Origin of the sequence: Microbulbifer magnicolonia, from assembly GCF_035117725.1 — a bacterium.
GTDB classification, from domain to species: domain Bacteria; phylum Pseudomonadota; class Gammaproteobacteria; order Pseudomonadales; family Cellvibrionaceae; genus Microbulbifer; species Microbulbifer magnicolonia.
Genome location: NZ_JAYEFD010000001.1, coordinates 1,563,145 through 1,581,686, shown reverse-complemented (window position 1 = coordinate 1,581,686; position 18,542 = coordinate 1,563,145). Strand labels below are relative to the sequence as shown.

The following is an 18,542-nucleotide window of genomic DNA, read 5'->3' as shown; positions in this document are numbered from 1 at the left end:
GGGGGTTTGCCCATTAAACCGCTATTTACCCGCGGCCCCTCGCCTGAGTCCCGCATCCTCGTGCTGGGCCTGGTGGCGGCGGCACTGATCGCGATCAATCTCTACACCGACTGGCTGCAGCCGTTGCGCGAGCGGCTGGCGGGCTTTGTGGCGCCCTTCTACTGGATAACCGGCGCGCCCGAGCGCGTCGGCGACTGGGCCGGTGAGCAGTGGCGGACCCGCGAGGAGCTGCTGGAGGAGAACAGTCGCCTCCAGCGTCAGGTGCTGCTGCTGGAGCAGCGCAGCCAGTTGCTCGCAGCGGTGAAGGCGGAAAACACTCAGCTCAAGGAGCTGATGAACTCCGCCGATACCGTGGACGAGCGGGTGCTGGTGGCGCAGATCATCGGCGTTTCCCCCGATCCTCTCGAACATGTGTTGCTGATCGACAAGGGGCGCGACGACGGCGTCGACCTCGGCACGCCGATCATGGATGCCAGCGGTCTGCTGGGTCAGGTGATCGAGGCCGGCGCCAGCTCCAGCCGCGTGCTGCTGATCACCGACGCCAGTCACGCCATCCCGGTACAGGTGCTGCGCAACAGCGTGCGCGCCGTGGCCGAAGGCACCGGCGACCTCTACCGACTCAAGCTGCGCCACCTGGCCAATACCAGCGATATCCGCGAGGGCGACCTGTTGCTCAGCTCCGGTCTCGGCGGGCGCTTCCCGACCGGCTACCCGGTCGGCGAGGTGATTTCGGTGCGGCGCGACCCGGGCCGTCCCTTCGCCGAGGCCGAGGTACAGCCCCGCGGGCGCATGAATCGCAGCCGCTTCGTGCTGGCGGTGATCGCCGAACGGAACAGTACCGACGGCGGGGACCATGTCCTTGGAACCGAATAACCGCTGGTTTATCGCCGCGACCATACTGGTGGCACTGCTGCTGGCGGTCATGCCGCTGCCGCAGCAGTGGCTGTGGTTTCGCCCGGCGTTTACGGCGCTGCTGGTGATCTTCTGGATCACGCGCATGCCGCAGAACCTGGGCGTCGGCTTCGCCTGGCTGGTGGGCATCCTGGAGGACCTGGTGACCGGCGCGACCTTCGGCACCCACGCCCTGGCGCTGGCGGTGCTGGCGTACTTCAGCCTGCTGACCTACCGGCGCACCCGCGCCTTCAATTCGACCCAACAGCTGATGTGGATATTCGTGCTGGTGGGCATCAACCAGGTGGTGGGCAACTGGATTCACAGCCTGGCCGGCAAGCCGGTGCCGGGGCTGACCTTCCTGTGGCCAGCGATCACCACCGCGCTGTTGTGGCCCTGGGTGGTGCCCTGGCTGAGCGTTGTGGCCGGGCGCCTGCATGTGCGCTGATCCTGCATCTGCGCTTAAATAGGCCCGGCGACTGTTAAACACTGTAAAAGGTCGATCATTTTTCGACCGGTGCGGCTATAATCGGCCGCTGATCCACTAACAATAAGCAGTACTGTGTCAAACTTCTCTGCCGCAAGCCGACTCCTTCTCGCCTCCGGCTCCCCGCGCCGCGCGCAGCTGCTGGCGCAGATTGCTGTGCCCTTCACCCAGATCACGCCCGCAGTACCGGAGCAGCGCCAGGCCGTCGAGAGTCCGCAGGACTATATCCAGCGCCTGGCCCACGACAAGGCGGAAGCGGGATTGCGCATGTCCGGTGAGTCAGAGTCAAACCTGTGGGCCCTGGGGGCCGATACCCTGGTGCTGGCCGGCGACCGGGTATTGGAAAAACCGCGGGATTTCGCCGAATTTGAACACATGATGCTGGCGCTGTCGGGTAGCGAGCACTCGGTGCTGACCGCGCTGTGCCTGCGCTCGCACGAGCGCCAGTTCAGCCGCCTGGTGGAGACCCGGGTGGGCTTTCGCCACCTGACCAGGTCGCAGATAGAGGCCTACTGGCGCACCGGCGAACCGGCGGACAAGGCCGGTGGCTACGGCATTCAGGGGCTGGGGGCGGCGCTGGTGGAGTCCATCAGCGGCAGCTACAGCAATGTGGTGGGCCTGCCGCTGGAGGCGCTGGTGCCCATGCTGGAGCACGCCGCTATTCCCTACTGGTGTGACGAGACAGCCTCGAGCCGGGAGAAGGCTGCCTGGGGCCGGGAGGAGACTGCCCCAGGTCGGGAGAAAGACGCGTGAGCGAGGAGCTGCTGATCAATGTCGCGCCCACCGAGACCCGTGTCGCGCTGGTGGAAAACGGCGTGCTGCAGGAAGTCTACCTGGAGCGCAGCGCGCGCCGCGGTATCGTCGGCAATATCTACAAGGGCAAGGTGGTGCGCGTGCTGCCGGGCATGCAGGCCGCATTTGTCGATATCGGCCTCGAGCGGGCCGGGTTCATCCACGCCTCGGATATAGCGCCACTGGACGAGGACGGCATGGAGTCCCGCGAGTCGACCGAGGTCGCGGATATCCGCGCGCTGGTGCGCGAGGGCCAGTCGCTGGTGGTGCAGGTGGTCAAGGACCCGATCAGCAGCAAGGGCGCGCGCCTGACGACCCACCTGTCGGTGTCGGCGCGCTACCTGGTCTATATGCCCCAGACCCGTCATATCGGTATCTCCAACCGCATCGAGGACGAGGGCGAGCGCGAGCGGCTGCGCGCACTGGTGGAGCTGGCTTCCACCAAGCTGGCGGAAGAGGGCCTTTCCGGCGACGGCGGCTTTATCCTGCGCACCGTGGCCGAGGGGGTCAGCGAGGAGGAGCTGCTGCGCGATATCCCCTTCCTCTACAAGCTCTGGCGCGAGCTGGAGCTGCGCATCAAGGATCGCGCGGTGCCGGCGGTGATCTACGAGGATCTGCCGCTGTTCATGCGCGCCCTGCGCGACCTGGCGCGCCCCTATACGGAGAAGATCCGTATCGACTCCCGCGAGGCCCACGGTCGCGCGGCGGAGTTTGCCGGCAAGTACGCGCCCGAGATCGCCGGGCGCCTGGAACACTACCCCGGCGAGCGGCCGCTGTTCGATCTCTACGGCGTCGAGGAGGAGATCCGCAAGGCGCTGCAGAACAAGGTCACACTCAAGTCCGGTGGCTACCTGATCATCGAACAGACCGAGGCGATGAGCACCATCGATGTGAATACGGGCGCCTTCGTCGGCCATCGCAACCTGGAAGAGACCATCTTCAAGACCAACCTGGAAGCGGCCACCGCCATCGCGCGCCAGCTGCGCCTGCGCAATCTGGGCGGCATCATCATCATCGACTTTATCGATATGAAGGATCCCGAGCACCAGCGCCAGGTGCTGCGCACGCTGGAGAAGACGCTGGAGCGGGATCACGCCAAGTCCAGTATTACCGGCGTGTCCGAACTGGGTCTGGTGGAGATGACCCGCAAGCGCACCCGCGAATCCCTCGGCCAGATACTCTGTGAGCCCTGTCCGGTATGCGGCGGGCGCGGTACCTTGAAGAGTGCCGAGACAGTGTGTTACGAAATATTCCGCGAAATCATTCGCGAGGCGCGCGCCTACGACAGCGAGAAGATTATGGTGCTGGCCAGCCAGGTGGTCATCGATCTGCTGTTGGACGAGGAGTCGGCGAATGTCGCCGACCTGGAAGAATTTATCGGCCGCCCGATCCAGTTCCAGGTGGAGCCCATCTACAACCAGGAGCAGTACGACATTGTTCTCGTTTGATCCGCACCCTTGCGCTCTGCGAGCATTCCGCGCCCACCGGGCGCGGAGCGCACCGCCGCGCGCCACAGGGGGTGGATGGTGATCGGTCTGCTGCGCTGGCTGGCGCGCAAATTCTGGCTGCTGACGATCAGTTTGATCATTGCGCTGGCGATCATCGTGCAGACCGGCCGCATACTGTCGCCGCAGGTGGAACAGTATCGCCCGCAAATCAGTGCCTGGCTGTCCGAAAGCCTCGGCGTGCCGGTGCAGTTGGAGCGGTTGTCGCTGCGCTGGCAGGCGCTCGAAGTGGCGCTGCAGCTGGACGGGCTGCGCCTCGGGGAAAACGGCGAGGTGCAGATGGGTTACGGCCTGTTTCACCTCGACCTGCTCGCGACCCTGTGGAACCGCGAACTGGTGTGGAAGAACCTGCAGGTGCACGATTTTGTCGCAGGCCTCAGTCGCGATGCCGGCGGTCACTGGCATATCGACGGCTTTCCGAAAACCGCGGCGCCGCCGGCCGCTGACGGCAGTGCCCATGCCGTGCGGCTCGGCGACCCGGCGCGCGTCTTCCAGCTGGGGCCCAAGGTGCAGGTGCGCAATGCCAGTATTACCCTGCGACTGGCCGACGGCCAGTCGGCGCAATTGAGTCTGCCGCAGATACAACTGGAAAACAGCGGTTACTTCCACCGGCTCAGCGCCCGCGCCCAGGTTTCAACGCATGGTTCCCGCGACGGTGAGCCCCAGGTGGCAGGGGCAGAGCGGGAAACCCTGCGCCTGGTTCTCGAGGGGCGCGGCAACCCGCGCGACAAATCCCACTTCTCCCTCAAGGGCTATGTGCAGCTGAACGAGCTGCTGCTGGACGAGGACATCGTCACTCTGTTGTACCAGCTGACGCCATTGCCCGAGCAATATCACTGGCGCGGGCGCAAGCTGGCGCGCGGCAAACTGTGGCTGACGAGCGACGCGGAAGAAGACTACCGGCTGCTCGGCCGCCTCAGCCTTGAGCAGGTCGACGAGGGTGGCCTCGCGGAAGCCCGACTTGGCGGCCCGGCGCAGGTCGACGGTGCCGACGCCGGCGGCGAGGTGCAGGCGTCCGCACTGGCGCCGCTCCAGTTCGTCACCGGCGATATTTCCGGGCGCTGGCAGCCAGGGCAGCGGTGGCGTCTGGCGCTGCAGGATACTCAGCTGGGCTGGCGCGATCTGCAGATGCCGCCGCTGAACCTGCAGGCGAGCGGCAGCGCCGAACACGGCCTGCAGCTGGCGGCGGATGTGATCGATCTGGCCGGCTGGAGCCGCATCCTCGAGCAGCTGGCGCTGCTGCAGGGGTCCGCGGACGAATGGCTGCGCGCGCTCAAGCCCAGCGGCCAGTTGCGCAATATCCAGCTGGCCCGCGGCGCCGACGGCCGGATAGGGCTGAGTGCCAACCTGCGCGACTTCAGCGCCGCGGCACACCGGGGCGCGCCGGCGGTGGGCGGGCTGAACGGCTTCCTGCAGCTGCAGGGTGCCAGCGGTCGCGTGGAACTGGCTGGAGGCTTCAGCGCCCAGTTCCCGGATCTCTATACCGAAGCCTTCCAGTTCGAGCACGCCAGCGGCACCGTGGCCTGGAGCGTCGACCGGGAGAGTAACGCGGTGCAGGTGCTGTCGGGCCCACTGCAACTGCACGGCGACCTCGGCAAGGTCAGGGGCCAGTTCCTGCTGCAGCTGCCGTACATCGCGCAGAGCCGCGCGGCTGAATTTACCCTGGCGCTGGGCCTGCGCGATGCGCCGGTATCTGCCCAGGAGCGGCTGGTACCGGTCACGGTCAGCGACGACCTGCGCCGCTGGCTGGGCGAGAGCCTGGGCGGGCAGAACCCCGGGCGCGTTGCCAGCGCGGGATTCGTCTACCGCGGTTCCAGTTACCGGGAGGGTGACGACGCGAAACTGCTGGCGCTGGGACAGCACCCGGAGCGGCAGACGGTGCAGCTGGCGGCCGATATCGCCGGTGCGGATCTCGATTACGTCGCCGGCTGGCCGGCCGCGCGCAGCGTCGATGGGCGCCTGCTGATCGATGACGGCAACGTGCTGGTCAATGCCAGCCGGGCCCGGCTGTGGAATATCGAAGTGCACAATATCGAGGTGGGCGTAACGCCGAGCCCGATGGGGCAGGGATCCCTGCTCGGTGTGCGCGCACAGCTGGCCGGTCCGGCGGCGGACGGTCTCAGACTCCTGCAGCAGTCACCGCTGCGCCAGCAGCTGGGCAGCGCCTTCGATGAGTGGCAGCTGAGCGGGCGCATGAGCGGCAGCCTGACACTGTCGCAACCGCTCGGGGGCGCGGAGCTGCCCGCACAGCAGAGCGTGCAGTTGGACCTGCAGGGCGGCGCGCTGGCGCTGCAGAACCTGCGCCTGGAGATGGATGCGCTGCGCGGGCGCGTCGAATACGACAGCGCCCGCGGCCTCGCCGGGACCCGGCTGGAGGGCAAACTGTGGGGTCGCCCGCTGCAGGCGGAGATTCGCCATTTTGGCGAGGGGGAACAGCGGGACACCCAGGTGGTCTTGAATGGCAGTGCGGCAACCGAGTCGGTGGCCAGCTGGAGTGGCAGACCGGAACTGCAATGGCTGGACGGCATGTTCGACTATCGGGCCCTGGTCACCATTCCCGCCAAGGCGAAACAGGCGCCCTACGGGGCGATTTTCGAGCTGACCTCCGATCTGGCCGGCGTTGCGGTGAAACTGCCGGCGCCGCTGGGCAAGCTGGCCGAAGACCAGACGCATTTTGTGCTGCGGGTCCCCATCGGCGACCAGGGCAGTCTCTTTCATATGAATTATGGCGAACACCTGCAGGGCCAGTTCTGGCTGGTGCAGGGGGCGCTGGAGCGCGGGGTGATTGCACTGAACGCCGAGGCCAAGCTGCCGCCGGAGCGCGGCCTGGCGATCAGCGGTGACCTGTCGCGGGTGGACCTGCCGCACTGGCGCAGGCTGCTGCGAGTCTACGAAGCGGCGGGCGCCGAAAGCGGCGCGGACACGGCCGGGGCCGCGCTGCCGATCGCGCTGGACCTGAGCACCGACCGGCTAATGCTGGGCGCGACGGAAATCGAGCATATTCACGTGCGCGGTCGCGGCCGGGGTGCCGACTGGCAGCTGCAGTTCGACAGCGCTACCGCGGCGGGCAAACTGAACGGAACCGTGCACGGTTCGGCGCCGCTGCAGCTGGATCTGACTCACCTGCGACTGCCGGCGCCGGCCGAGCCCGATCCCGCGGCGATCGTCGAAGCGACACCGCAGGGAGCCGATTCCTGGGCCGGCTTCGATTTCGCCGAGCTGCCGAAGGTGAACTTCAGTACCGACAGCCTGCGCATCGGCGACGAGGACCTGGGCCGCTGGTCCTTCCGCCTGCGCCCCTCCGCCGATCGCCTGGTGCTGAGCGATATCCGCGGCGCCGCGCGCGGCGTGCGGCTGGAAGGGCGCGGCACGGGCGAGAAAAAGCTCGGCGCTCAGCTGATGTGGCTGCGCGACGCCGAGGGGCGCGAATCGTCGCAGTTTATCGGCCGCCTGGTTGCCGATGACCTGGCGGATGTGCAGCGGGCCTGGGGGCAGGAGCCGCTGATCGAGAGCAGGTACGCGAGCTTCGATACCGCGCTGCGCTGGGACGGCTCGCCGGTGCAGGTGGCGGGCAACCTGCTGTCCGGGGAGTTAAAGATCGATATCCGCGAAGGTCGCTTCCTGCGCGCCACCGACAACGCCGGCTCGGCGCTGTTGCGGCTGCTGTCCCTGTTCAATTTCGATACCTGGGCCCGGCGCCTGCGGCTGGATTTCTCCGACCTCTACCAGAGTGGCATGGCCTTCGACCAGGTGCGCGGCGAAGTGGTGTTCGAGGGTGACGGGCAGCTGCTGATCGCGGTGCCCATTCAGGTGGAAGGGCCGACCAGTGAGCTGCAGATGGCGGGCAGGGTCAACCTGAAGCGGGAGGACCTGAATCTGTCCCTGGTGGCGACGCTGCCGGTGGGCAACAACCTGGCACTGGTGGCGGCGCTGGCCGGCGGCCTGCCGGCGGCCGCCGGGGTCTACCTGATCAGCAAGGCGTTCAAGAAACAGGTGAACAAGATGGCCAGCGTCAGTTACCGGATCAGCGGCGACTGGGACGAACCGGACGTGCGCTTTGACCGGCTGTTTGACGGCGATGGCGCCGAGCGCCAGGGAGCGGCCGCGGGACAGGGGGAGCGGCGACCGCCCGAAACTGAGCGGGCAGCGCCACAGGGGGGATCCGTTCCCTCGACCCTGGCGCCGGCGAGCTGAACCAGGGGCCGTGCCCGGGCTCCAAATGACAGGAAATCCACCCGAGGAAGGAGTCTGAATGTGAACAAGTCCCTGTTTCTGGTCCCGATCTTGCTGGCGGTATGCGCGCTGCCGGCCTGCACCGAGGCGGACGAACCGCGCGATCAGTCCATGACCGTGGAAGAGGCCCGGGCCCATATCGCCGCGGGTACCAACCTGTCCCAAATCCCCAAATCCGTCTGGCGCCAGCTATTGCCGGAGGCGCAGTACGAAGTACTGTGGGAGAAGGACACAGAGCGCGCCTTCAGCGGCAAGTGGTTGCACAACGAGGCCGACGGCGTCTATGTGACCGCCGGCTGCCGATTGCCAGTGTTCAGCTCCGCGCACAAGTTCGAATCGGGTACCGGCTGGCCGAGCTTCTGGGACATCGCCTACCCGCAAAACGTGGTGCTGAAGGAGGACTACAGCTGGGGCATGAAACGCACCGAAGTGCTGTCTGCCTGCGGCGAACACCTGGGGCACCTGTTCAAGGACGGCCCCGAGCCCACCGGGCTGCGCTACTGCCTGAACTCCCTGGCCCTGGATTTCGTGCCGGGTGTTGCAAAAACCGAATAATTATTCGATATTGGTGGCGGCGGCCCTGCCGCATCGCCGAGCTAGAACAATAATCAACAGAGGTTAATGCCGATGTCCGAGGTGGCCACGTTGCGTTTACCGAATAACCGCTACATGCTCTTCCGGGTGTTCAAATACACCGTCTACCTGTTACTCGCCTATAACATCTACGCCTTCTTTGTCGAGAATCACGCCGCCGCCGGCTCGGTATTTGCTGATGGCCTGCAGTGGGGGCGGGTGATCGAGGCCTACAACGATTCCATCGATACCCTGGCCTGGGTGCTGCTGCTGCTCGTCTTTGAACTGGAGACATTCGTGCTGGCGGACGACAAGATCCACGGCTGGATCAAGTGGGCACTGAACGGTATCTCCGCCTTCTGTTATCTGTTTATCGTCTATTCCTTCTACGGTTATGTGGCGGAGATGGTCTCGGTGACCAATCTGCTGCCGGTGCTGCAGCCGGCCTGTGAGCTGGCGGCGCAAGGTGGCTGGCAGCTGGTCGTGGGCCAGGATGATTACACCGCGTTGACCAGCGCGAACTGCACGGCGCTGGCGGATCCCCGCGTACTGCAGCTGGCCGGTGCGCAAATAGTCGGCGATACCGCGACCTGGCGTGAAATCAAATGGCTGGCATGGACAGATGTGATCAATGCCGGTGCCTGGCTGCTGGTGGTCTTTATCCTGGCATTCGAGGTGTGGCTGCAGCTGCGCCACGAACTCTCCGATCGGATCATGCGCTACTCGCAGTTGGTGAAGGGGGTGCTCTATTTCACCCTTTTCCTGTGCGCGATCTACTGGGGTTTCAGCGGCAGTTTCCTGGACTTCTGGGACGCCTTCCTGTGGCTGGTGGCCTTCTTCTTTATCGAGATGAACCTGTTCCAGTGGCAGGCGGAAACGAGTTCTGAGTAACTGATTTGCCGGGGCGATCTTAGGGTTCGCCCTTGGCTAGCAGTTTCGGAGCCCTGTGGTCAGTTCCTTGGCGGCAGGGCCTTCGCATCGACAAATCGCTCCGTCGACCCTTCCTTGGGTGAATACGTGGTTCGCCGCTACAGTTCCTGCATAAAGAAATCCCGCAAGAAGCGGAACAGCTTGCGTTGATTGGTCGGCGGCTTGTCCTGCTCGATTTCCCTGTTCGCGTCGCGCACCAGCTGGCGCAGCTGCTGGTGATCCGCCTGTGGGTAGCGGTCGAAGAAGTCGCTCTGTGCCGCATTTCCTTCCGCCAGCAGGCGCTTGCGCCAGTCTTCGGCCATCTTGTCGAAGCGCAGGTGCTGCTGGTCGCGCTCCTTGAATCGGTTCAGTACCGCCTCAATCGACTCGCTGTCGGCACTGCGCATCAGGCGACCGATGTACTGTATCTGGCGCCGGCGCGCCTCGTTGGATTTGATGCGGTGCAGGGTGGCGATCGCCTCGCGCAGGTCTTCGTCCAGGGGCACTTCTGCCAGTTGCGCCTTGGAGAGTTCGGTCAGCTGTTTGCCCAGATCCTGCAGTTGGTGCATTTCCTGCTTGACCCTGGTCTTGCTCTTCGGCAACTCGCCTTCGTAATCGTCGTATTCCTGCATTTGTACTTCCAGTGTTTTCTGTTTCGTAGGAGCGGCCGCTCCATGTACTCAGGGCGCCTGTGGCCCTAGAGCGCGTTCATAAAGCTTAGCGGTCAGCCGAAGTACCAGGTGGCGAGGCCGAGGAAGGACATAAAGCCCACCACATCGGTGACGGTGGTCAGGGCCACGCCACCGGCCAGGGCCGGGTCTATGCGCATGGCGCGCAGTGCCACCGGCAGTATCGCACCGGCAAAGGCCGCGGTGACCAGGTTGATCACCATGGCGGCGATGATAATCAGCGCGATGCGGTTGTCCCCGAACCAGAGGCCGGCGATCAGCCCCATCACCAGGGACCAGAGCAGCGCATTGAGCACGGCGGAGCCCAGCTCCCGCGACAGCAGCCAGCTGAGGTTGCTGCGGCCGATCTGGCCGAGGGCCATGCCGCGGATCACTACCGTCAGCGTCTGGCTGCCGGCGACCCCGCCCATGCTGGCGACGATCGGCATCAGTACCGCCAGCGCCACCACCTTGTCCAGGGTGCCCTGGAACAGGCTGATCACCCAGGAGGCCAGCAGGGCCGTGAGCAGATTGATGCCGAGCCACAGGGCGCGCCGGCGCGCGGTGCGGCGGACCGGCGCAAAGGTATCTCCCTCCTCTTCGAGACCGGCGAGGCTCATCAGCGAGTGGTCGGCATCTCCGCGGATCACGTCCACCACATCGTCGATGGTGATGCGCCCCAGCAGCCGGCCGTTCTCGTCGACCACCGGCGCGGTGATCCAGTCGTACTTGGTAAAGAGCCGCGCTACTTCGGTATCGGACATGTCGGCGGGAATCGGCTCCACGTCGGTGTTCATCACCTCGCGCACGGTTACCGACGGGTCGGTGGTCAGCAGCTTGGACAGCGGCAGCAGCCCTATGTACTGGCCCTTGCGGTTGACCACGAACAGGCTGTCGGTGGATTCCGGCAGCTGCTCGTGGCGGCGCAGGTAGCGCAATACCACGTCCAGGGTCAGGTTCGGGCGCACGGAGATGGTATCCGTGTCCATCAGGCCGCCGGCCGTCTCCTCGTCGTGGGCGAGAACGCTCTCCACCCGCAGTCGGTCCGTCTCGCTCATGGCGGACAGCACTTCCGCCATGACCCTTTCGGGCAGCTGCTGCAGTATGTCGGCGATGTCGTCGGCGTCGAGGCCCTCCATCACCGCCACCATTTCCTCGGTGTCCATGGTGGCGAGGATCTGGCTCTGCACCTCGTCGGTGAGTTCCTGCAGTACCTCGCCCTCGACTTCTTTGTCGATCAGCTTCCACAGTACCTGGCGGATGCGCGGCGGGGAACTCTCCAGCAGCTGGGCGATGCTCTGCGGCGTCAGGGTGCTGAGCATCCGCCGGACTTCGCGCCCGGTGCCGCTGTCGAGCGCAGCAAACAACTCACCCAGCTGGTTCTGCGCGCGGAACTTGATTTCGGCTGGGGGGGTATTGGACACGGAGGGGCTTCTCAATGATGAATGCGGAATGATGAATGCGGAGTACGCGACCCGGTTTCTTGGCTGCCGGAACGGCCGTCGGCCGCGATCATACTATCAGCCCGAACCGAAATCGATTGTGGTTGAAGTGGCTGCCGTAAAACTGATAAGCATTCCGCATTCCGCATTCCGCATTCCGCATTCCGCATTCCGCATTCCGCATTCCGCATTAAGTACTATTCTGCTTCCCCAAAGCGGTCGGCCACCAGTTCGCTGATGGCGCAGAGCGCGGCGTCCTCATCGCGGCCGTCCACTTCCAGCTCGAGCTCGGTGCCCTTGCCGGCGGCCAGCAGCATCAATGCCATCACGCTCTTGCCATCCACGGATTTGCCCTGGCAATGCACTTTGACGTTGGCGGAGAAGCGCGCCGAAGTCTGGGCAAACTTGCTTGCTGCGCGGGCGTGAAGGCCGAGCTTGTTGATAATCAGGAGGCGGCTTTTCTGCATGGGCGGTTCAGGCGTTCTGTTGCTGGTAACTTGCTTCACAGTGCGGCACATGGATGTGCCGCCGCGGCCGTAGGCCGGCGCGAGCCCGCGAAATGCCAGCAGTTCCATGTGTCTGCGCGGGCAACTCGCGGGCGACATCAAAATAGAGCATGGATGCTCTATTTTGATGTCAGGTTAAGAGATCTGCTGCTCGCGGTGGCGGATCTGCACATTGTCGAACTGGTGGGCAAAGGTCTTCGCCAGCTGCTCCACCATGTATACGGAGCGGTGGCGGCCGCCGGTGCAGCCGACGGAGATGCAGGTGTAGCTGCGGTTGCTGCGCTGATAGGACGGCAGCCAGTGCTGCAGGAATTCGGTGATATCCCGCTCCATTTTGTCCGTCTCGGGATGCGTGCGCAGGTACTCGATCACCTCAGCATCCAGGCCGGTTTTCTGGCGCAGCTCCGCCACCCAGTAGGGGTTGGGCAGGCAGCGCAGATCGAAAACCAGATCCGCGTCCACCGGTACCCCGTGTTTGAAGCCGAAGGACTGGAACAGTATCGCCATGCCTTCCGTTCCGTCGCCGACGACGCGGGTTTTGATCAGGTCGCGCAGCTGGTGCAGGCTGAGGCTGCTGGTATCGATCACCATGTCGGCCATTGCGGAGATAGGCGCGAGCAGCTCCTTTTCCCGGTTGAGGGCTTCCAGCAGGTGGGTGCGGTTGTCGCTGAGGGGGTGTTTGCGCCGGGTTTCGCTGAAGCGCTGTACCAGCACCGGCGCGCGCGCATCCAGGTAGATCACATCGCACTGGACGCCGCTCGCGCGCAGTGATTCGATCACCTGCGGCGCCTGCTGCACGTCCTGCCAGAGATTGCGCGCGTCTATCCCCAGGGCCAGGCGGGGGCTGCCCAGCGCGCGTTGGGAATTGTCCAGAGCGTTTTGGGTTTCGTCGATCGGCGGCTGTTCGCGCACCCGCTTGACGAGTTCGGGCAGCAGGCTCGCGGGCAGGTTGTCGATGCAGTTGAAGCCGACATCCTCCAGCAACTGCAGCGCCGAGCTTTTTCCGGAGCCCGAGCGACCACTGATAATTACCAAACGCATAGGGGAATTCCTTTCTTCACGCAGCGCGTTGTGTCCGGCACGCAACATGCCGCCCCGGTTAAGTGATTTGGAGCGGTGGTAGCGCCGATCCCGTCACTGGGGAGCGTTCTGCTTATTCGGTTACAGATTATGCAGCGGCGGCACTGTCGATGGCCAGTGCGTAAAGCTCATCGCCGCTCTGGGCCTGGCGCAGTTTTTCCCTTACGCGGCTGTCCGAGAAGAGGGCGGCAATCTCGGCCAGGGTCTCCAGGTGTTCCTGCTCGGCGTCTTCGGGGACCAGCAGGGCAAACAGCAGGTCTACCGGCTGGCGGTCTGCGGCGTCGAAATCAATGGCTGGATCGGTGGTACAGAGCACGCCGATCGGCCGCTCGCAGCCGGGCAGACGGCAGTGGGGAATCGCAACGCCATCGCCGATACCGGTTGAGCCGAGGCGCTCGCGGGCGATCAATTGGTTGAAGATAGTGTCGGAGTCGTGTTGTGGATATTGTTCGGCAATGGCCTGGGCAATATTGAGCAGCAACTTTTTTTTGCTACTCCCCGCCAGATGGCAAAGGCTCAGGCGGGGAGAGAGTAATGCTTCCAATGTCATAGTTCAGCGGTGGTTCTGCAACTTCTCTTTGTGTTTCTTCAGTTGGCGGTCCAGCTTGTCGGCGAGCGCGTCGATGGCCGCGTACATGTCTTTGTCTTCGGAGCCGGCGCAGAGGTCGTGTCCGTTGATGTGCACTCTGGCTTCGGCTTTCTGAATCAGTTTTTCGACGGATAGGATTACCTGGGCAGTGGTAATGTTGTCGTAGTGTCGGGACAGCCTTTCCAGCTTGGATTCGCAGTAATCGCGCATGGGCGGAGTGACATCGACGTGGTGGCCACTAATGTTGATCTGCATGGATTTCTCCTTATCGGGTGCATCTCATACCGGCACTACCTTCCGTTTGGGCGGCAACCCTACTAGGAAGTGCGCCAGAATGGAAGGATACACTCAAAGTTCGGAGATTGGTCGCGGTCCGGGTGGCAATGGGCGCCCGGCTGTTTGCGACCAGGGTTTCCCCTAGGGTCGACACCATTTGGGGTGACCGCGGCGCGGTAATTGTTGCCGGATGCTGACAGGGCAGCTGAACGGGTGTCGGGATGCCGGGGCCGCACGGCCGCCGTTGTGGCCATTCCGGTCGGGTGCGCTGTCTGGTCGGCAAGCGGCGCTAAATCAGGCGCTTGCGTTCGCTGGAAGACGGGATGCCCATGGACTCGCGGTACTTGGCCACGGTGCGGCGGGCGACCTGGATGCCCTGCTTGTCCAGTTCCTGGGTGATCTTGTTGTCGGACAACGGCTTGCGCGGCGTTTCGGCGTCGATCAGCTTGCGAATCATCGCACGGATGGCGGTGGAGGAGGCATCTTCGCCGGAGTCGGTGCTGACGTGGCTGGAGAAGAAGTACTTCAGCTCGAAGACCCCGCGGGGCGTGAACATGTACTTCTGGGTGGTGACCCGGGAAATGGTGGACTCATGCATGCCGATGGTTTCCGCGATATCGGCGAGCACCATGGGCTTCATAGCCTCGGGACCCAGCTCGAAGAATCCCAGCTGTTTCTCGACGATGCAGGAGGCCACTTTCAATAGCGTCTCGTTGCGGCTCTGCAGGCTTTTGAGAAACCATCGTGCTTCCTGCAGGTGGTCGCGCAGGAAATTGTTGTCGCTGGAGTTGTCGGCGCGCCTGATCAGGGCCGCGTAGTCGCCGTTGATGCGCAGCCTGGGGGTGGTTTCTGGATTCAGCTCCACCAGCCAGCGCTGTTCGCGGCGGCGAACGATGATATCCGGCACCACATACTGCGGCTCCTCGCCGCCGAAAGCCTCGCCGGGATAGGGGGTCAGCGTCTGGATAAGGCGCATCACCTCGCCCAATTGGGCCTCGTTCAGCCGCGTGCGACGGCTGAGGCTGCGGAAGTCGCGTTTGCCGAGCAGATCCAGGTGGCGCTCGACCACCGTCTGTGCCTGCTCCAGCCAGGGCGTGGCGGCCGGCAGCTGGCGCAGTTGCAGCAGCAGGCACTCGCGCAGGTCGCGGGCACCGCAGCCGGCGGGCTCGAACTGCTGGATCGTCTTGAGCACGGCGAGGACTTCGTCCTCTTCGGCCTCAAGCGCGGCGGCGATTTCGCTCAGGGGTGTTTCCAGGAAGCCGCTCGGGGCGATGCCGTCGATCAGGTTCTCGCCGATCAGCTTGTCGAGTTCGGACAGGGTGGTGAGATTGAGCTGCCACAGCAGGTGGTCCTGCAGGCTGTCCGGCGCGGAATTGCGCTGTTCCAGTGCCAGTTCGTCCCCGTCGCCACCGCTGTAACTGCCGCCGCTGTAGATATCCTCCCAGCGGGTGTCCACCGGCAGCTCGTCGGGAATGTCCTGGCTCCAGTCGCTCTCGCCTTCCCCGCCACCGTCCGCAGCTTCGGCGGCCGTCGTGTGTTCCGGCGACGGATGTTCCTGGAGTGGCTCCCCGTGGGCGTGCTCGTCGCCGTCGATTTCCAGCAGCGGATTGCTGTCCAGCGCCGACTGCACTTCCTGCTGCAGATCCAGTGTCGACAGCTGCAGCAGCCGGATGGCCTGCTGCAGCTGAGGCGTCATGGTCAGCTGGGTGCCGAGCTTTAACTGGAGAGACTGCTTCATAGTGGGGAACTGCAGACCGAGGCGGCGGATGAATCTTCTGGAAATCCAGGACGCTGCAGACTAACCCTCCGATCGGCGGATTACAAGCAATAACTGTGCCGGAACGGCAGCTTGGTTTTGCGGTGGGTGTCGGGCGGCGGTGATGAAGTGTCGGTCACCGGCGGGAAACGGTGACCGCTGATTTGCGCGGGGCCTAAATCGTAAACTCGTGTCCCAAATACACTTCGCGCACCTGCTGGTTGGCGAGCACTTCCGCCGGTGTGCCGGCGGCGATGATGTGGCCCTCGCTGACGATATAGGCCGTCTCACAGATATCCAGCGTCTCGCGCACATTGTGGTCGGTGATCAGTACGCCGATACCGCGGTCGCGCAGGTGGCGGATGATCTGCTTGATGTCGTTGACCGAGATGGGGTCGACGCCGGCGAAGGGCTCGTCCAGCAGCACGAAGTCCGGGTCGGTGGCGAGTGCGCGCGCAATTTCCACACGGCGCCGCTCGCCGCCGGACAGGGCCATGCCGAGGCTGTTCTCGATATGGGTGATATTGAACTCCCGCAGCAGTTCCTGCACCTGCTGCAGGCGCTCGGCGCGGGACAGGTCTTTGCGCGTCTCGAGGATGGCGAGGATGTTGTCGCGCACCGACAGGCGGCGGAACACCGAGGCCTCCTGCGGCAGGTAGCCGATGCCCTTGCGCGCGCGCCCGTGCATGGACAGGCGGGTGATATCCTCCTCGTCGATCAGCACCTGGCCGGCGTCCGCCTGTACCAGGCCGGCGATCATGTAAAAGCAGGTGGTCTTGCCGGCGCCGTTGGGGCCGAGCAGGCCGACGATCTGGCCGCTGGTGACGCTGACGGAAACGTCCTGGACCACTTTTCTTTTCTTGTACTGTTTGGCGAGGTGTAACGCTTTCAGCGTTGGCATAGTGTGTTCCGAATTTGGTTCTGGCCCTGGCCCTGGCCCTGGCTCTGGCTCTGGCTCTGGAGCTGGAGCTGGAGCTGGCCCTGGACGGTGCTGTTGCCGGTGACCGTTGCTCAATAGCCTCATCGGGCCGCATTCCGGCCGCAGGCGCTTTTCCCGGACGGCCCCCGGCATCGGGGCCTTCGCATCTGGCTAAGGTGTTCTTTCCGAGTCCCGAGGGCGATTGCGCCCCGAGTTATTGGTCTTGCTGTGTGTCGCCGGCCTGCTGGCCGTTTTCCTTTTTCTCCGGCTTCCAGATCATCTCCACGCGGCCCTCTCCCGCCTGGCCCTGGGCCTGCATCTGTTCGCTGTTCAGGTCGTAATCGATCTTCTCGGCCGTCAGCGTATTGCCGTCGCGGTCCACGTGGGCGTCGCCGACGAGGTGCAGCTCGTCGGAAGTGACGGTGAACTCTATGCGCCGCGCGCGCGCCTTGACCGGATCCTGGCTCTGCTGCACCTGCTGCTGGAAGTGCGCCGGCTTGCCGGTGGCGATCACGCGGCTGATTTCACCCTGCGCATTGCCGTGCACTTCCACGCGGTCGGCGCGAATCTGCAGTGAGCCCTGGGTGATGACCACGTCGCCACTGTATATGGACAGGTTCTTGCTGCGGTCGGCTTCGAGTTTCTGGGCCTGCACGCGGATCGGCTGCTCGCGGTCATCGGGCAGCGCCTGAACCTGGGCGGTCAACGCGAGCAGGGCGGCGCTGGCGAGGGTCTGCAGGTGGCGGCAAAGGTTACTCGGTTTCATAGCTGCTCTTTACGTCGGAGAGGATTTCCACCCGGTCTTCTTTCAGGAAGGCGCGCAGGCCTCTGCCGGTGGTGCTGTTCGGGCCGGCGGTAATGGTAACAACTTTGTCCGTCTCGGCGAATTCCTCGCGGGGCTTGATGGTGATGCTCTGGGTGTTCAGTTTGATACCACCCGGCTTCGGCAGTTCGGTGATGAGGACGTCGCCGTGCAGCACTACGCGCTCGCCGTTGTTGTGCGCGACGCCGCGGCGGGACTCGGTGCGCCACTTGGGCTCGTGTTCCTGGTAGAAGAGTATACGCGGCTCGGTCAGGTCGGCGCGGTCGCGGCGCTCGAACTGGAAGAAGGTGATCTGGTCGGCGTCCACCCGGTAGGCGAGGGTGCCCTCCTGATTGAAGTGGCGCGTCTTGGCGTCGCGTATCACCAGGTCGGCGGCGCCCTTCTGCTGCTGTGGTGTCGGTTGCTTGCCGAGCAGCTGCTGGGGCGGGCTCTCGGAAAACCAGAGTCCGGCGCTGATCAGCAGCACGACGACGACCAGTGGCAGCCAGGTGCGCATCAGTGTTCTCCCGGGCCTGCGGGCAGATAGGGTGCCAGGGCGGCATCGAAGGTGCCCTGGACCTGCATGATGCGGTCGCACACTTCGCGCACCGCGCCCTCGCCGCCGCGGGCGGCGGTGACCCACAGCGCGCGCTCGCGCACCGGCGGCGCGGCGTCGGGTACGGATATGGGGCAGCCGATGCGGGTCATCACCAGCAGGTCGGGGTAGTCGTCGCCCATATAGGCGATATCCTCGAGGCGACAGGGCTCGTCCGCGAACAGTTCCTCGAGCGCGGCGAACTTGTCCTCGCGGCCCTGGATCAGCTTGCCGACCCCCAGGTCGTGCGCGCGCCGCTCCACCACCGCGCTGCGCCGGCCGGTAATGATGGCCACGCCCACACCGGATTTCTGCAGCATCTTGATGCCGTGGCCGTCCAGGGTGTTGAACGTCTTGAGCTCGTTGCCATTGTTGTCGAAGTAGAGTTTGCCGTCGGTCAGCACACCGTCCACGTCCAGTATCAGCCAGCGGACTTTTTTCAGGGCTTCGTTGAGTTTTTCTTCTGCAGTCACGGGTGTTCCTATATAAACAGTCGGGCGGCGCTGCTGCCGGTGGCCG

General features: G+C 64.4%; 18 protein-coding genes. 7 read left to right on the top strand and 11 right to left on the bottom strand.

Annotated features, from left to right (window positions below; translation table 11 throughout):
* Positions 1-6: 6 nt before the first annotated feature.
* The 7 genes from mreC (at position 7) to RRF64_RS06945 (ending at position 9,372) form a co-directional block, all read left to right on the top strand.
* On the top strand, positions 7-873 hold the full coding sequence (gene mreC / locus RRF64_RS06975) for a rod shape-determining protein MreC (protein ID WP_323845112.1): 867 nt from the start codon (positions 7-9) through the stop codon (positions 871-873).
* Entirely contained in the window at positions 854-1,339 is a 486-nt protein-coding gene (gene mreD / locus RRF64_RS06970) for a rod shape-determining protein MreD (RefSeq protein WP_323845111.1), read from the top strand. The genes mreC and mreD overlap by 20 nt, the downstream gene beginning before the upstream one ends.
* 114 nt (positions 1,340-1,453) lie before the next feature.
* Entirely contained in the window at positions 1,454-2,131 is a 678-nt protein-coding gene (locus tag RRF64_RS06965; RefSeq protein ID WP_323845110.1) for a Maf family protein, read from the top strand.
* On the top strand, positions 2,128-3,618 hold the full coding sequence (gene rng, locus RRF64_RS06960; RefSeq protein ID WP_323845109.1) for a ribonuclease G: 1,491 nt from the start codon (positions 2,128-2,130) through the stop codon (positions 3,616-3,618). Before RRF64_RS06965 ends, rng begins: the two co-directional genes overlap by 4 nt.
* A 75-nt stretch (positions 3,619-3,693) precedes the next feature.
* Entirely contained in the window at positions 3,694-7,869 is a 4,176-nt protein-coding gene (locus tag RRF64_RS06955; RefSeq protein ID WP_323845108.1) for a YhdP family protein, read from the top strand.
* A 60-nt stretch (positions 7,870-7,929) separates the two neighbouring features.
* The gene (msrB, locus tag RRF64_RS06950) at positions 7,930-8,463 is read left to right on the top strand and encodes a peptide-methionine (R)-S-oxide reductase MsrB (RefSeq protein ID WP_323845107.1); all 534 of its coding nucleotides are present in this window, start codon (positions 7,930-7,932) and stop codon (positions 8,461-8,463) included.
* Positions 8,464-8,535: 72 nt separating this feature from the next.
* A complete protein-coding gene (locus RRF64_RS06945) occupies positions 8,536-9,372 on the top strand; it encodes a hypothetical protein (RefSeq protein WP_323845106.1) in 837 nt (278 codons plus the stop codon).
* Positions 9,373-9,509: 137 nt separating this feature from the next.
* Here the strand turns inward: RRF64_RS06945 and yjgA are convergent, their stop codons facing one another.
* The 11 genes from yjgA to RRF64_RS06890 form a co-directional block, all read right to left on the bottom strand.
* Positions 9,510-10,022 carry a ribosome biogenesis factor YjgA gene (gene yjgA / locus RRF64_RS06940; RefSeq protein ID WP_323845105.1) on the bottom strand — a complete coding sequence of 171 codons (513 nt, stop codon included), beginning with the start codon at positions 10,020-10,022 and terminating at the stop codon, positions 9,510-9,512.
* Between the two features lie 92 nt (positions 10,023-10,114).
* Entirely contained in the window at positions 10,115-11,482 is a 1,368-nt protein-coding gene (mgtE, locus tag RRF64_RS06935) for a magnesium transporter (RefSeq protein WP_323845104.1), read from the bottom strand.
* A 215-nt stretch (positions 11,483-11,697) separates the two neighbouring features.
* Positions 11,698-11,967 (bottom strand): HPr family phosphocarrier protein, encoded by a 270-nt coding sequence (locus RRF64_RS06930; protein WP_323845602.1) that lies wholly within the window; start codon positions 11,965-11,967, stop codon positions 11,698-11,700.
* Between the two features lie 174 nt (positions 11,968-12,141).
* Positions 12,142-13,047 (bottom strand): RNase adapter RapZ, encoded by a 906-nt coding sequence (rapZ, locus tag RRF64_RS06925; protein WP_323845103.1) that lies wholly within the window; start codon positions 13,045-13,047, stop codon positions 12,142-12,144.
* A gap of 127 nt (positions 13,048-13,174) precedes the next feature.
* Positions 13,175-13,636 (bottom strand): PTS IIA-like nitrogen regulatory protein PtsN, encoded by a 462-nt coding sequence (ptsN, locus tag RRF64_RS06920; protein ID WP_323845102.1) that lies wholly within the window; start codon positions 13,634-13,636, stop codon positions 13,175-13,177.
* 3 nt (positions 13,637-13,639) lie between these two features.
* The gene (hpf, locus tag RRF64_RS06915; protein ID WP_323845101.1) at positions 13,640-13,930 is read right to left on the bottom strand and encodes a ribosome hibernation-promoting factor, HPF/YfiA family; all 291 of its coding nucleotides are present in this window, start codon (positions 13,928-13,930) and stop codon (positions 13,640-13,642) included.
* Between the two features lie 310 nt (positions 13,931-14,240).
* The gene (locus RRF64_RS06910) at positions 14,241-15,689 is read right to left on the bottom strand and encodes an RNA polymerase factor sigma-54 (protein WP_323845100.1); all 1,449 of its coding nucleotides are present in this window, start codon (positions 15,687-15,689) and stop codon (positions 14,241-14,243) included.
* Between the two features lie 193 nt (positions 15,690-15,882).
* Positions 15,883-16,608, bottom strand: a complete 726-nt coding sequence (gene lptB, locus RRF64_RS06905) for an LPS export ABC transporter ATP-binding protein (protein ID WP_323845099.1) — start codon at positions 16,606-16,608, stop codon at positions 15,883-15,885.
* A 232-nt stretch (positions 16,609-16,840) separates the two neighbouring features.
* Entirely contained in the window at positions 16,841-17,392 is a 552-nt protein-coding gene (gene lptA, locus RRF64_RS06900; protein WP_323845097.1) for a lipopolysaccharide transport periplasmic protein LptA, read from the bottom strand.
* Positions 17,379-17,945: an LPS export ABC transporter periplasmic protein LptC gene (gene lptC / locus RRF64_RS06895; protein WP_323845096.1), complete on the bottom strand. Its 567-nt coding sequence runs from the start codon at positions 17,943-17,945 to the stop codon at positions 17,379-17,381. The genes lptA and lptC overlap by 14 nt, the downstream gene beginning before the upstream one ends.
* Positions 17,945-18,496: a KdsC family phosphatase gene (locus RRF64_RS06890; protein ID WP_323845095.1), complete on the bottom strand. Its 552-nt coding sequence runs from the start codon at positions 18,494-18,496 to the stop codon at positions 17,945-17,947. The genes lptC and RRF64_RS06890 overlap by 1 nt, the downstream gene beginning before the upstream one ends.
* Positions 18,497-18,542 lie beyond the last annotated feature (46 nt).

Bases quoted from the DNA above. Each gene is read 5' to 3' on its own strand.
- mreD (WP_323845111.1), top strand. From the start codon at position 854: ATGTCCTTGGAACCGAATAACCGCTGGTTTATCGCCGCGACCATACTG.
- RRF64_RS06955 (WP_323845108.1), top strand. From the start codon at position 3,694: ATGGTGATCGGTCTGCTGCGCTGGCTGGCGCGCAAATTCTGGCTGCTG.
- RRF64_RS06945 (WP_323845106.1), top strand. From the start codon at position 8,536: ATGTCCGAGGTGGCCACGTTGCGTTTACCGAATAACCGCTACATGCTC.
- yjgA (WP_323845105.1), bottom strand. From the start codon at position 10,022: ATGCAGGAATACGACGATTACGAAGGCGAGTTGCCGAAGAGCAAGACC.
- RRF64_RS06930 (WP_323845602.1), bottom strand. From the start codon at position 11,967: ATGCAGAAAAGCCGCCTCCTGATTATCAACAAGCTCGGCCTTCACGCC.
- rapZ (WP_323845103.1), bottom strand. From the start codon at position 13,047: ATGCGTTTGGTAATTATCAGTGGTCGCTCGGGCTCCGGAAAAAGCTCG.
- ptsN (WP_323845102.1), bottom strand. From the start codon at position 13,636: ATGACATTGGAAGCATTACTCTCTCCCCGCCTGAGCCTTTGCCATCTG.
- hpf (WP_323845101.1), bottom strand. From the start codon at position 13,930: ATGCAGATCAACATTAGTGGCCACCACGTCGATGTCACTCCGCCCATG.
- RRF64_RS06910 (WP_323845100.1), bottom strand. From the start codon at position 15,689: ATGAAGCAGTCTCTCCAGTTAAAGCTCGGCACCCAGCTGACCATGACG.
- lptB (WP_323845099.1), bottom strand. From the start codon at position 16,608: ATGCCAACGCTGAAAGCGTTACACCTCGCCAAACAGTACAAGAAAAGA.
- lptA (WP_323845097.1), bottom strand. From the start codon at position 17,392: ATGAAACCGAGTAACCTTTGCCGCCACCTGCAGACCCTCGCCAGCGCC.
- lptC (WP_323845096.1), bottom strand. From the start codon at position 17,945: ATGCGCACCTGGCTGCCACTGGTCGTCGTCGTGCTGCTGATCAGCGCC.